The 12260-nt window shown below is 64.5% G+C and carries 17 protein-coding genes; 9 read left to right on the top strand and 8 right to left on the bottom strand.

Going from position 1 to position 12260, the window contains the following annotated elements; genetic code table 11:
• Positions 1-11 precede the first annotated feature (11 nt).
• Positions 12-1097, bottom strand: coding sequence for an aminopeptidase (locus RAM80_RS17290; RefSeq protein ID WP_416421702.1), 1086 nt, complete (start codon positions 1095-1097; stop codon positions 12-14).
• A gap of 59 nt (positions 1098-1156) precedes the next feature.
• Here RAM80_RS17290 and RAM80_RS17285 point away from each other — a divergent pair, with 59 nt between their 5' ends.
• Together RAM80_RS17285 and RAM80_RS17280 are read left to right on the top strand one after the other, a co-directional pair.
• The gene (locus tag RAM80_RS17285) at positions 1157-1570 is read left to right on the top strand and encodes a hypothetical protein (protein ID WP_416421701.1); all 414 of its coding nucleotides are present in this window, start codon (positions 1157-1159) and stop codon (positions 1568-1570) included.
• A gap of 50 nt (positions 1571-1620) precedes the next feature.
• Positions 1621-2034 (top strand): hypothetical protein, encoded by a 414-nt coding sequence (locus RAM80_RS17280; protein ID WP_416421700.1) that lies wholly within the window; start codon positions 1621-1623, stop codon positions 2032-2034.
• Here the strand turns inward: RAM80_RS17280 and RAM80_RS17275 are convergent.
• Entirely contained in the window at positions 2031-2267 is a 237-nt protein-coding gene (locus tag RAM80_RS17275; RefSeq protein ID WP_416421699.1) for a DUF1161 domain-containing protein, read from the bottom strand. The two genes, RAM80_RS17280 and RAM80_RS17275, sit on opposite strands and share 4 nt — an antisense overlap.
• An 85-nt stretch (positions 2268-2352) precedes the next feature.
• Entirely contained in the window at positions 2353-2781 is a 429-nt protein-coding gene (locus tag RAM80_RS17270; protein ID WP_416421698.1) for an OsmC family protein, read from the bottom strand.
• 199 nt (positions 2782-2980) lie between these two features.
• Here RAM80_RS17270 and RAM80_RS17265 point away from each other — a divergent pair, with 199 nt between their 5' ends.
• Entirely contained in the window at positions 2981-3982 is a 1002-nt protein-coding gene (locus RAM80_RS17265; RefSeq protein WP_416421697.1) for an LLM class flavin-dependent oxidoreductase, read from the top strand.
• A gap of 125 nt (positions 3983-4107) precedes the next feature.
• On the opposite strand, the gene RAM80_RS17260 is transcribed toward RAM80_RS17265, so the two are convergent.
• Positions 4108-4323 (bottom strand): DUF1161 domain-containing protein, encoded by a 216-nt coding sequence (locus RAM80_RS17260; RefSeq protein ID WP_416421696.1) that lies wholly within the window; start codon positions 4321-4323, stop codon positions 4108-4110.
• Positions 4324-4446: 123 nt separating this feature from the next.
• Entirely contained in the window at positions 4447-4662 is a 216-nt protein-coding gene (locus RAM80_RS17255; RefSeq protein WP_416421695.1) for a dodecin, read from the bottom strand.
• A gap of 150 nt (positions 4663-4812) precedes the next feature.
• Here RAM80_RS17255 and RAM80_RS17250 point away from each other — a divergent pair, with 150 nt between their 5' ends.
• Positions 4813-5136 carry a DUF883 family protein gene (locus tag RAM80_RS17250; RefSeq protein ID WP_416421694.1) on the top strand — a complete coding sequence of 108 codons (324 nt, stop codon included), beginning with the start codon at positions 4813-4815 and terminating at the stop codon, positions 5134-5136.
• Here RAM80_RS17250 and RAM80_RS17245 read toward each other — a convergent pair.
• Complete coding sequence (locus RAM80_RS17245; protein WP_416421693.1) at positions 5133-6029, bottom strand: LysR family transcriptional regulator; 897 nt, start codon at positions 6027-6029, stop codon at positions 5133-5135. The genes RAM80_RS17250 and RAM80_RS17245 overlap by 4 nt on opposite strands.
• Positions 6030-6142: 113 nt before the next feature.
• Here RAM80_RS17245 and trpB point away from each other — a divergent pair, with 113 nt between their 5' ends.
• From trpB to RAM80_RS17225, 4 genes are all read left to right on the top strand, one after another.
• Positions 6143-7366 carry a tryptophan synthase subunit beta gene (trpB, locus tag RAM80_RS17240; RefSeq protein ID WP_416421692.1) on the top strand — a complete coding sequence of 408 codons (1224 nt, stop codon included), beginning with the start codon at positions 6143-6145 and terminating at the stop codon, positions 7364-7366.
• Positions 7363-8175, top strand: coding sequence for a tryptophan synthase subunit alpha (gene trpA / locus RAM80_RS17235; RefSeq protein ID WP_416421691.1), 813 nt, complete (start codon positions 7363-7365; stop codon positions 8173-8175). Before trpB ends, trpA begins: the two co-directional genes overlap by 4 nt.
• Positions 8176-8300: 125 nt before the next feature.
• Positions 8301-8741 (top strand): hypothetical protein, encoded by a 441-nt coding sequence (locus RAM80_RS17230; protein WP_416421690.1) that lies wholly within the window; start codon positions 8301-8303, stop codon positions 8739-8741.
• A gap of 33 nt (positions 8742-8774) precedes the next feature.
• A complete protein-coding gene (locus tag RAM80_RS17225) occupies positions 8775-9227 on the top strand; it encodes an anti-virulence regulator CigR family protein (RefSeq protein ID WP_416421689.1) in 453 nt (150 codons plus the stop codon).
• A gap of 115 nt (positions 9228-9342) precedes the next feature.
• Here RAM80_RS17225 and RAM80_RS17220 read toward each other — a convergent pair whose 3' ends face one another.
• Complete coding sequence (locus tag RAM80_RS17220; RefSeq protein WP_416421688.1) at positions 9343-9675, bottom strand: DOPA 4,5-dioxygenase family protein; 333 nt, start codon at positions 9673-9675, stop codon at positions 9343-9345.
• Positions 9676-9709: 34 nt separating this feature from the next.
• Positions 9710-10624, bottom strand: coding sequence for a choline sulfate utilization transcriptional regulator (locus RAM80_RS17215; protein WP_416421687.1), 915 nt, complete (start codon positions 10622-10624; stop codon positions 9710-9712).
• A 115-nt stretch (positions 10625-10739) separates the two neighbouring features.
• Between RAM80_RS17215 and betC the strand changes: the two genes are divergently transcribed.
• Entirely contained in the window at positions 10740-12260 is a 1521-nt protein-coding gene (gene betC, locus RAM80_RS17210; RefSeq protein WP_416421686.1) for a choline-sulfatase, read from the top strand.

Here is a 12260-nt window from a genome sequence, read left to right as displayed (position 1 = left end):
AAGGTCGGCTCCTACCGGGTTTGAGACAACCTTACCAGCGCCGCCTTGCGGTGATCGGCGGGCAACCTGCCCAGCCGCTCCACTTCGCTGAAGAACGTCGGCCAATCGCCGTTCACCTGCCGGAACAACGCCGCGAACGCCGGCACCCACTGGTCATACAGCCCGAACGGCAGCAGCTTGGCGTTGTTCATCGGCGCGTTGACCCAGGCGTCGTAGCGCTTGTCGCCGTTCCACTGGCTGTCGCGCAGCTGGCGGTAATCGGCGCGCATGCGCTCGAACGCCTGCTGCTTGGCCTGGCGCATGGCCGCCGGCGCCAGCGGCTGGGCGTACAGGGCTTTCAGGCGGTCACGGGTGTCGAGCACCAGTTGGGTGAACTGGTGGATCTGCTTCGACTGGTCGACGTTGGCCGGCGGCAGGCCCTGGTACGCCCGCCATTGCCGGGTGCCTTCCTGCTCGACGAAGGTGGCGTAGGACTCGTTGAACTCGCTGTCGTCCTTCACGTAGAAGCGCTGGTGCGCCAGCTCGTGGAAGATCAGCGTGGCCAGGCGCTCGTCGCCGCGGTCCATCATGGTGTTGATGATCGGGTCATCGAACCAGCCCAGGGTGGAGTACGCGTCCACCCCGCCAATGTACACGTCCATCCCGGCCTGCTTCTGCAGCGCCGCCTCACCCCGGGCAGCCCCCAGGCTGTAGTAGCCACGGTAGGCCACGCAACCGGCTATCGGAAAGCAGTGGGTTTGCGGGTCCAAGGAAAATTCCTGGGTGGCAAACACGTTCCACACCACTGAACTGCGTTTCACGTCCGCGTACAGGCGGTAACTGCGGTTGTCCGGCAGGTGCAGATGGCTGCTGGCAAAGTCCCGCGCTGCCTGGGACTGGCGCAGCTGTGCGCGCAGCTTGGCGTCGCGCGAAGGATCGGCGATCACCCGGCTCACCGGCTCGCGCGCCCTCAAGAGTTGCACCTGGCCATCAAGCAGCTGGCCGTAATAGGTGGAGCAACCGTTCAGCAGCAAAACGGCCAACAGGGGAACCAAGCGGCGAATTTTGCGGTCGAGTGCCCCAGGGTCTGCGCGCCTTAAAAAAAGAAGATCAATCATCTGTCGGGTGAATCCTTCATTGGGACGAACCGGCCACCATTGCCATCGGGAGTATTGCCATGCGTGCCTTGTTACTTGTCTGCGGTCTGGCGGCCGTGGCCGGTTGTTCGACCTTGCCCGACCCCGACCCGCACCAGGCCTGGGTGGACCTTGCAGCCGGCTCCGACAACTCGCTGAAGGCGGTGAAGGTCGACAACCACGACTGGACCGATCCACGTTACTTCGAAGTGCAGCCAGGCGCTCATGAATTGTGGGTAACTTTTCAATTCCCCGTGGCCCCCACCAATATCGGCCCAGTGGCCCAGCCGCTGTGGCGGGACTGCAAGATGAAGCTCAGCTTCAAGGACTTCAGCGCCGGCCAGCGTTACCGGCTCGAGGCGGGCAGCCTGGGCTTCCAACCCTGGGCCAAGCTGTATGACGAACAACGCTATATGGTGGGCAAGGCGCAACCGGCGGGCTGCCAAGCGACGTAGACCGCCGCGCGGGGGTATGCTGGAGGCCTGTCCCCACCTTGGAGCCCATCATGCGCCGCGCCCTTGCTGTCGCATCATTCATTATCCTGGCCGGTTGCAGCATCACCCCCTTGCCCCCGGTCAATCCCCAACAGGCCTGGGTGGACATGACCATGCTGGGCGGCAAGGTGGTCATGGCCGAACGCCTCGATGGCGTGCGCCTCAAGGATGGCCGCTACTTCCAGGTCACCCCGGGCAGCCACGAGCTGATGGTGCGCTACGACTTCGAGATCTATTCGGGCAGCATGTTCCTGATCGATGCGGATGAGCGAACCTGCTACCTCACGCTGCGCTACGACGCATTCCAGCCCGGCCAGCGCTACCTGCTGGAAGCCCGCACGCTGGGGCTGAACCCGAGCGCGCGGCTGTACGACCAGAGCAAGAAAGTGGTGGCGGAGGACAGTGCCGTGAACTGCCTGTTCTAGCGGTCGTTCTTCTGGTAGATGATTTTCTTGCTGCCGCCTTCGCACGAACCCACGATCATGTTCTTGTCGTGAACTTCTTCGTTGCTGACGATTTCGAGGGTGTAGGACGTGACGCCCTGGGCCTGGATCTTGGCTTCGATCTCGGCCTTCAGTTCTTCACAGGGCTTGGGGGCTGCCATGGCGCTGGTGGCCGCAGCACAGCAGGCGAGGGTCAATATCAGTCGCTTGATCATGATGGCATCCTTGAATTGCGGGTGGAGCCGACAGGTCGGCTCCTACATCTAGACCACAAATGCCATCACCTGTTCCAGTGCCGGCCTAGCTGACCAGCGTGGCGTCCAGGCTGATCTTGGCGCCCTTGAGCACCTTCGACACCGGGCAGCCTTCCTTGGCCTTGTTGGCCAGTTCCTGGAACTGCTCGTTGGTGGCGCCCGGCACCTTGGCTTTCAGGATCAGGTGCACGGCGGTGATCTCGAAACCTTCGCCCACCTTGTCCAGGGTGACTTCGGCGATGGTGTCGATGCGGTCGGCGGTCAGGTTGGCGCCGCCCAGGATCATCGACAGGGCCATCGAGAAACAACCCGCATGAGCCGCACCAATCAGCTCTTCCGGGTTGGTACCAGGCTGCCCCTCGAACCGGGTGTTGAAGCCATAAGGGTTGCTCTTCAGCGCGCCGCTTTCAGTGGAAATCTGGCCCTTGCCATCCTTCAAGCCGCCTTGCCAGACGGCTGATGCTGTCTTCTTCATGATGCCTCCTCGGGTTGCACGCGAAGGTTCGCGCAGGTACTGAGGTTAGGAGGGGCAGCAGGGCTTGCAAGTTCACACCGATTGACAAGATGGTATTGAAGTTTCTCAATATGCCCATACTGTTGGATAAAGGGCAGGGTGGTGTTACCCATGGCAGCGTGCACCAGCCTTCCACTCGACGCCTGAGGAAGTGCTACCCATGAAACGACTCTCCGATATCAAGTATTCGGCCCTGGACCTGGTGCCCGTGCGCGCCGACAAGGGCCCGGCGCACTCGCTGCGCAACTCGCTGGACCTGGCGCAACACCTGGAAAAATTCGGCTACCACCGCTTCTGGGTCGCCGAGCACCACAACATGGACGGCATCGCCAGCTCGGCCACCGCCGTGCTGCTGGGCTACCTGGCCGGCGGCACCTCCACCATCCGCGTCGGCAGCGGCGGGGTAATGCTGCCCAACCATGCGCCGCTGGTGATCGCCGAACAGTTCGGCACGCTGGAAAGCCTCTACCCGGGCCGCATCGACCTGGGCCTGGGCCGTGCGCCGGGCTCCGACCAGATGACCGCCCGCGCCCTGCGCCGCGAGCGCTCGGGCAGCGCCGACGACTTCCCCGATGACGTGCTGGAACTGATGAGCTACCTGGGCCCGCGCACCCCTGAGCAAAAAGTGATCGCCGTGCCCGGCACCGGCACCCAGGTGCCGATCTGGCTGCTGGGCTCCAGCCTGTTCAGCGCCCAGCTGGCCGGCATGTACGGCCTGCCGTACGCCTTCGCCTCGCATTTCGCGCCGCGCTACATGCATGAAGCGATTCGCACCTACCGCAACCACTTCAAGCCCTCGGCGGTGCTGGACAAGCCGTACGTGATGCTGGGCGTGCCACTGGTGGCCGCCGACACCGACGAGCAGGCCGACTACCTGGCCACCTCGGTGTACCAGCGCATCCTCAACCTGATGCGCGGCCAGAGCCTGGTGCAGCAACCGCCGGTAGACAGCATGGAAGGGCGCTGGCTACCCCACGAGAAAGCCGCGGTCGCCGACTTCCTGGGCCTGGCCATGGTGGGCAGCCCACAGAAGATTCGCGCAAAACTGGAGGTGTTGCTGGAGCAGACCCAGGCAGATGAGTTGATCTTTACCTGCGATCTGTATGAGCACGCCGACCGGCTGCATTCCTACGAACTGCTGGCGCAGATCGCCAAGGGCTGAAAAAAAGGCGCCTGCATCAGGCGCCGATCAGTAGCCGCTGCCGCCAGGCTGCGCTGGCCCTCTGCCTCGCTGGAAATCTCCAGCGAACGGCAAGGCCAGCGCAGCCTGACGGCAGCGGCTACAAGTTATTTCTTGTACACAATTTCCTTGCGGCCGGCCTCGCAGGTACCGACAACCTTGCCGCCGGTGCCCTTGTCGGCAATTTCCAGCGTGTAGTGGCTGACGCCCTTGGCGTCGAGCTTCGCGGCGATTTCCGATTTCAGTTCTTCACACGGCTTCCCCGCCGCCAGTGCCGAACCCGCCATGCAGAACAACCCTGCTGCCAACAAAATATTCTTCATCGGTCACATTCCCTGGTCAGATCATGAGCAGACAAGCGCCCCGGCAAGATTGCCGGAGCCCCCCAGCACTGTTTGTAGCGGAATACTGGCCGTTCGGCCAGTAAGACGCTTCCCAGAATCGTGTCAGCTGTTTGCGATGCGGAAGCCGACCTTCAGCGTGACCTGGAAATGCGCGGCCTTGTTGTTCTCGATGTGGCCGCGGGTTTCCAACACCTCGAACCACTCCAGGTGCTTGACGGTCTTGCCGGCCTCGGCCAGGGCGTTGTTGATGGCTTCCTCGATGCTGTTGGCCGAAGAACCAACCAGTTCGATCAGCTTGTAGGTGCGATGGTCAGACATGGTGAATCTCCTTTCGATAGTGGTCTTGAGCGTAGGTGGCCTTTTAGCTCTGTGCCGAATCGGGGCGCAAAAGTTCAGATGCACTGCACTTTCCTGAAGCGCCGCAGTCGGAAACTTACACACGCAACTCACCACGCAGGAGAGACACCTATGGCTACTTCACTTCGCAAAGCTTCGTTGCAAAGCATGGAAGCGGAAATCGAAAGTCTGCTCAAATCGCTGGAGAGCTTGAAGGACGATGCGTCCGACGAGTCGCGCAAAACCCTGAAAAGCCTGCGCGCCAACGCTGAAAACGCCCTGAAACACTCGCGTCATCTGCTCAGCGACGTGTACGAAGACGTGAAGGTGAAAACCCGCGAGACCGGCGTCGCCACCCGCGACTACGCGCAGGAGCACCCCTGGACCACCGCAGGCGTGGCCATTGGCGCACTGGGCCTGCTGGCTGGCTACCTGCTGATCAAACGCGGCAACTAATCCACCTGGCGCGCCAGCTCCGCGGTGAGCCAGTGCGCCAGCTGCCGGGCGCGCCCATCGTCGGCACGCCGGGGCACCCATAGCGCCAGGCGCGCCGAGGTTTCGCTGAAGCCCCACGGCGCCGCCAGTCGCCCCGCCCGCAGGTCGTCAATCACCAGCGGTTCCGGGGCGATGGCCACCCCCAGGCCGGCCACCGCCGCCTCCAGCAAATAATACAAATGCTCGAACCCCTGGCCGTACTGCAATTGGACGGGTGCGATGCCGTGGGCCCCCGCCCAATTGGGCCACGCCTGCGGGCGCGAAGTGGTGTGCAGCAACGGCTCGCCGGCAAGCACCTGCGCAGGTGCCTCGGCCAACTGTTCGAAACGGGCAAAGCGCGGGCTCAGCACCGGGCCGATGCGTTCGTGCGCCAGTTCATACACCTGCATGTCGGCCGGCCACGGCGGCTCGGCGAACACCAGCCAGGCGTCCAGGCCGGGGCGCCGCGGGTCCAGGTCGCCTTCGCCGGCGGACAGGTGCAGGCGCAGGTCCGGCAGGTCGGCGTTGAGCTTGCCCAGCCTGGGGATAAACCAGCGCGCCAGCAGGCTGCCCGAGCAGCCCAGCACGAACGGCGCGTCGCTGGCGCCCTGGCTGATCTCGGCGCACGCGGTGCGCAGGCGCTCGAAGGCATCGCCGCTGGCATCGCGCAGGCGCAGGCCGGCATCTGTGAGTTTCAGGCCACGGCCTTCCTTGACGAACAGGCTCACCCCCAGGTGCTCTTCCAGCACCTTCAGCTGGCGGCTGATGGCGCCATGGGTCACGTGCAATTGTTCGGCCGCGCGGCTTACGCTGTTCAGCCGGGCAGTGGCTTCGAACGCGCGCAGGGCGTTCAGGGGGGGCAGGTCGCGGCTCATGGTATCTGTGAGTTTTCCTGACAGGTTGCAGCAATCTTATCGGTTTTTTTCGCCGGCCGCCGTGGTTACAGTAGATTCATAGCTAGCCCATCACTTTTCACCTGGAGCGACCCATGACCCAGACTAACTTGCGCAACGGCCCGGATGCCAACGGCCTGTTTGGCGCCTTCGGCGGCCGCTACGTGGCTGAAACCCTGATGCCGCTGGTGCTCGACCTGGCCCGTGAATACGAAGCCGCCAAGGCCGACCCCGAATTCCTCGAGCAGCTGGCCTACTTCCAGCGCGACTACATCGGCCGCCCGAACCCGCTGTACTTCGCCGAGCGCCTGACCGAACACTGCGGCGGCGCCAAGATCTACTTCAAGCGCGAAGAGCTGAACCACACCGGCGCGCACAAGGTGAACAACTGCATCGGCCAGGTGCTGCTGGCCAAGCGCATGGGCAAGAAACGCCTGATCGCCGAAACCGGCGCCGGCATGCACGGCGTGGCCACCGCCACCGTCGCTGCCCGCTTCGGCCTGCCTTGCGTGATCTACATGGGCGCCACCGACATCGAGCGCCAACAGGCCAACGTATTCCGCATGCGCCTGCTGGGTGCCGAGATCGTGCCGGTCACCGCTGGCACCGGTACCCTGAAAGACGCCATGAACGAAGCGCTGCGCGACTGGGTGACCAACGTCGACGACACCTTCTACCTGATCGGCACCGTCGCCGGCCCGCACCCATACCCGGCCATGGTCCGCGACTTCCAGTCGATCATCGGCAAGGAAACCCGCGAACAGTTGCACGCCAAGGAAGGGCGCCTGCCCGACAGCCTAGTGGCGTGCGTAGGCGGCGGTTCCAATGCCATGGGCCTGTTCCACCCGTTCCTGGACGACGCCAGCGTGGAAATCTACGGCGTTGAAGCCGCCGGCCACGGCGTGGACACCGACAAGCACGCGGCCAGCCTCAACGGCGGCGTGCCGGGCGTGCTGCACGGCAACCGCACCTACCTGCTGCAGGACGACGACGGCCAGATCACCGACGCCCACTCGATCTCCGCCGGCCTGGACTACCCTGGCATCGGCCCGGAACACGCCTGGTTGCACGAGATCAAGCGCGTGAACTACGTCAGCATCACCGATGACGAAGCCCTGGCCGCGTTCCACACCACCTGCCGCCTGGAAGGCATCATCCCGGCGCTGGAGACCGCCCACGCCCTGGCCGAAGCCATCAAGCGCGCGCCTACCCTGCCCAAGGATCACCTGATGGTCGTCTGCCTCTCGGGCCGTGGCGACAAAGACATGCAAACCGTGATGAGCCATATGGCCGCCGCCGAGCAGGAGAAACTGGCATGAGCCGTCTTGAACAACGCTTCGCCGATCTGAAAGCCGAGGGCCGCGCCGCCCTGGTGACCTTCGTCACTGCCGGCGACCCTGGCTACGACGCCTCCCTGGCCATCCTCAAGGGCCTGCCAGCCGCCGGCGCCGACGTGATCGAGCTGGGCATGCCGTTCACCGACCCCATGGCCGACGGCGTGGCCATCCAGCTCGCCACCCTGCGCGCCCTGGATGCCGGCCAGACCCTGAAGAAAACCCTGCAGATGGTGCGCGAGTTCCGGGTTGGCAACGACACCACGCCAATCGTGCTGATGGGCTACTACAACCCCATCCACCGCTTTGGCGTCGAGGCCTTCGTGGCCGAGGCCCGCGAAGTGGGCGTGGACGGCCTGATCATCGTCGACCTGCCACCCGAGCACGACGCCGAGCTGGCTACCCCGGCCCAGGCCGCGGGCATCGACTTCATCCGCCTGACCACGCCCACCACCGACGACGTGCGCCTGCCGCGCGTGCTGGAACGCAGCTCCGGCTTCGTCTACTACGTGTCGGTGGCCGGCGTGACCGGTGCCGGCTCTGCCACCACCGAGGCCGTCAGCAGCGCCATCGAGCGCCTGCGCCGCCACACCAGCCTGCCGATCAGCGTCGGTTTCGGCATCCGCACCCCCGAGCAGGCCGCTGCCATCGCACGCCTGGCCGACGGTGTAGTGGTGGGTTCGGCACTGGTGGACAAGATCGCCAAGGCCAGCTCGCCAGACCAGGCCGTGGGGGATGTACTTGAGCTGTGTTCGCAATTGGCCCAGGGCGTGCGTAAGGCCCGTGTCAGCTGAAGGTAAATAATTTGTTACAAAGGAATTAGTTGCTGATTTTCCGGACTAATTTCACAGACCAGAGGGAACCTGATCCGTAAGATCTGGTTCCCTTTTTTGTTGTTTGAGCAGTGAGGATTCGCTCGATGAAACTCTCCAAACCATTGATTGCCAGCCTGGGGCTCGTGCTTGTCGGCATGACATCCCTGGCCCATGCCGACCAATGGGGCCCGGGTGGCCCGGATGACCGTGGCCACTACGATCATCGCGATGACCACCGCGACGACCATCGTGACGACCACCGCTTCGACCATGGCGGCCCGCCCCGTGATTTCGGCCCCATCCGCCAGCACGCCTTCGAACACCGTGGCTACTTCGGCCGTGCCGAGCGCCTGCCGCCAGGCGTGTTCGTCGTCCAGGGCCGCCCGTTGGCGCCCGGCTACGGTCGCCCGCTGGGCCCGCGTGAACTGGAACAACTGCCGTACTACCCAGGCTACCAATGGATCGCCTACGGCCCGGATATCGTGCTGATCCAGGATGGCACCGGTGTGGTTTACCAGGTGCTGCAAGGCGTCCTGGCCTACTAATTCATTTTTGACACACCACCGCGAGGAACGCGTATGAAACTGCCAAAATCCCTGATCGCAGGCATGGGCGTGCTGCTGGTTGGCGTCACCCCATTGCTGCAAGCTGCCCCAGGCCCGGACGACCAGCGCCAGGGCGGTGAACAGCACCAGCAACAAGGTGGCCCGCGCGGCGACGAGCATGGCGCGCCGCAACAGCAGCAACACGCTGGCGGCGGCAACCGCCCACCACAGGACTTCGGCCCTGTGCGCCAGACCATCCAGCAGCACCGCGACAGCTTCGGCCACGGTAGCCCACTGCCACCGAACGTCCACGTGGTCAAAGGCCGCCCGCTGCCCCACGGCTACGGCAAGCGCCTGGACAGCCGCGCGCTGTCGCAGCTGCCACGCTACCCCGGCTACGAATGGCGCCGCCTGGGCAACGACGTGGTGCTGATCTCGGTAGGTACCGGCGTGGTCTACGAGATCCTCGATGGTGTGTTGAACTGAAATAACACCCCCCCGTAGCAGCTGCCGAAGGCTGCGTCCTGAACACCCCGGTACACCAGACATACCGAGGCGCCAGGGACGCGGCCTGATGGCCGCTGCTACGGGATTGGGTGCATCACCCGCCGAAAATCGACAACTTCAACGGCCGCACCGCCCCCATCCAGATCGCATGATCACGGTGGTCAGCCAACTCATCCCCGCTCAGCGGGTGCATGAACACCACCAGCCCCTTGCGGTTCATCGCCAGCCACGGCAACACCTGCGCCACCACCTGCGGCCCGAACGCCAACTGGCAGCTCCAGTCCGGGTGCGGCCCCACCGGCTTCTCATGCACACGCCCCATCACCACGGGAAACAACCGCGCGGCTTCTTCGCACAGGGCGCGCGCCTGGTCGAGGGTGGAGGCGTCGAAATAGATGTGGGCGTGGTAGCCCTGGATTGGTTGCACAGTCTTTCTCCCGCTTGTGGATAACCGAAGATTATCAGTTAGTGCCTTGAGCCTGCTCAGCCATCAACCACTCCACAAACCGCCCCACCATCTCCCCCCGCCGTTTCCGTTGCGGCACCACCACGTAATACCCCAGCGCCGAACTGGCCGTTGCAGCGATGGGCCGGCACAGCAGGCCCTGCTCGATCAACGCGTCCACCAGGTGGCGCCAGCCGATGGCCACGCCCTGGCCGGCGATGGCGGCCTGGATCAGCAGGGTGTAGTTGTCGAAGCGCAGTTGGCCCGGGGCTGGGGCGCTGGGGATGTGCAGGTGGCGGAACAGGGTGGTCCAGTTGAACCAGTGGGTGGTGCTTTCGCCGCGCAGGTGCAGCAGCGGCAGGTCGAGCAGGGCTTGGGCGGGCAGGGGGGTGGTTTGCTTTTCAAGCAGGCGCGGGCTGCACACGGGGAAGACTTCTTCGGCGAACAGCCAGTGGCTGTCGCCCTGTTTGAAGCGGCCGTCGCCGAACAGCACGGCGACGTCGATGTCGCTGCGCAGCATGGCGTGGCTGCGTTCGCTGGTCACCAGGCTGACATCGACATGGGGGTGGGCCTGGTGGAAGCGGTGCAGGCGTGGCATCAGCCAGTAGGCAGCGAAGGCGAAGTCGGTGGCCACCTGCAGCACCTCGTGCTGGGGCTGGGCGGTGAGGGCGGCCAGGGCTTTGTCGATCTGGCCGAAGCCGGCCTGCACCGCATCGAATAGGCTGCGGCCAGCGTCGGTGAGTTCGATGCCGCGGTAGATGCGGTCGAACAGGCGCGTGGCCAGTTGTTCTTCCAGGCGCTTGATCTGCTGGCTGACGGCGGGCTGGGTGGTGCCCAGTTCGGCCGCGGCGGCGGTGAAGCTGCGCTGGCGGGCGGCGCATTCGAAGGCGCGCAGCAGGTCGAGGGACAGGTCGGCGAGGCTATCAAACATTAGCTGGGCTTATCCTAGGCATTGCCTGACGTGGGCTTTACCGCATGGCAGCACGGTCGCATGCTCGGTTGGAAGCACTTTCGCATAATTCAACACTATGGAATGCCGCCTACCCATGAAGCGCAAGAACATTCTCTTCATCATGGCCGATCAGATGGCCGCGCCGCTGTTGCCCTTCTATGCCCAGAACTCGCCGATCAAGCTGCCCCACCTGAGCCGCCTGGCCGCCAGCGGCGTGGTGTTCGACGCCGCCTACTGCAACAGCCCGCTGTGCGCGCCGTCGCGCTTCACCCTGGTGAGCGGCCAGTTGCCCAGCAAGATCGGCGCCTACGACAACGCCGCCGATTTCCCCGCCGACGTGCCCACCTATGCCCACTACCTGCGGCGCCTGGGCTACCGCACCGCGTTATCGGGGAAGATGCATTTCTGCGGTCCGGACCAGCTGCATGGCTATGAAGAGCGCCTGACCAGCGACATCTACCCCGCCGACTACGGCTGGGCAGTGAACTGGGATGAACCCGACGTGCGCCCCAGCTGGTACCACAACATGTCCTCGGTGCTGCAGGCCGGGCCATGCGTGCGCACCAACCAGCTGGATTTCGATGAAGAGGTGGTGTTCAAGGCCCAGCAATATCTGTTCGACCACGTGCGCGAGGACGGCAGCCAGCCGTTCTGCCTGACCGTGTCCATGACCCACCCCCACGACCCCTACACCATTCCCAAGCGCTTCTGGGACCTGTACCGCGACGAGGACATCCCGCTGCCGGCCAATGTGCCTGGGCAGCATGAGTTGGACCCGCACTCCCAGCGCCTGCTCAAGGTGTACGACCTGTGGGACAAGCCGCTGCCTGTGGACAAGATTCGCGACGCCCGCCGCGCCTATTTCGGCGCCTGCAGCTACATCGACAGCAACGTCGGCAAGCTGCTGCAGACGCTGGAGGAAACCGGCCTGGCGGAGGACACCATCATCGTCTTCTCCGGCGACCACGGCGACATGCTCGGCGAGCGCGGGCTCTGGTACAAGATGCACTGGTTCGAGATGTCGGCGCGGGTGCCGCTGCTGGTCTGTGCACCGGGGCAGTTCCAGGCCGGGCGGGTGAGCGCGGCAGTCTCCACCGCCGACTTGCTGCCGACCCTGGTGGAACTGGCCGGCGGTGAAGTCGACCCGCGCTTGCCGCTGGACGGCCGCTCGCTGGTGGGCCACCTGCAAGGGCAGGGCGGCCACGACGAGGTGTTCGGCGAGTACATGGCCGAAGGCACGGTGGGCCCGCTGATGATGATTCGCCGCGGCGAGCACAAATTTATCTACAGCGAGGACGACCCTTGCCTACTCTTCGACGTGCGCCATGATCCGCACGAACGCGAGGACCTGAGCCAATCGCCGCAACACGCGACGCTGTTCGCCGCGCTGCTGGCCGAGGCGCGCGCCAAATGGGACGTGGCGGCCATACGCCAACAGGTGCTGGCCAGCCAGCGCCGGCGCCGCCTGGTGGCCCAGGCCCTGAGCCTGGGCACGCTGAAGAGCTGGGATCACCAGCCGTGGGTGGACGCCAGCCAGCAGTACATGCGCAACCACATCGACCTCGATGACCTGGAGCGCAAGGCGCGTTATCCACAACCCTGCCAAGATCAATAA

This window comes from Pseudomonas sp. App30 (assembly GCF_047947025.1).
GTDB lineage: Bacteria > Pseudomonadota > Gammaproteobacteria > Pseudomonadales > Pseudomonadaceae > Aquipseudomonas.
This window is presented reverse-complemented; position numbering and strand designations above follow the sequence as displayed.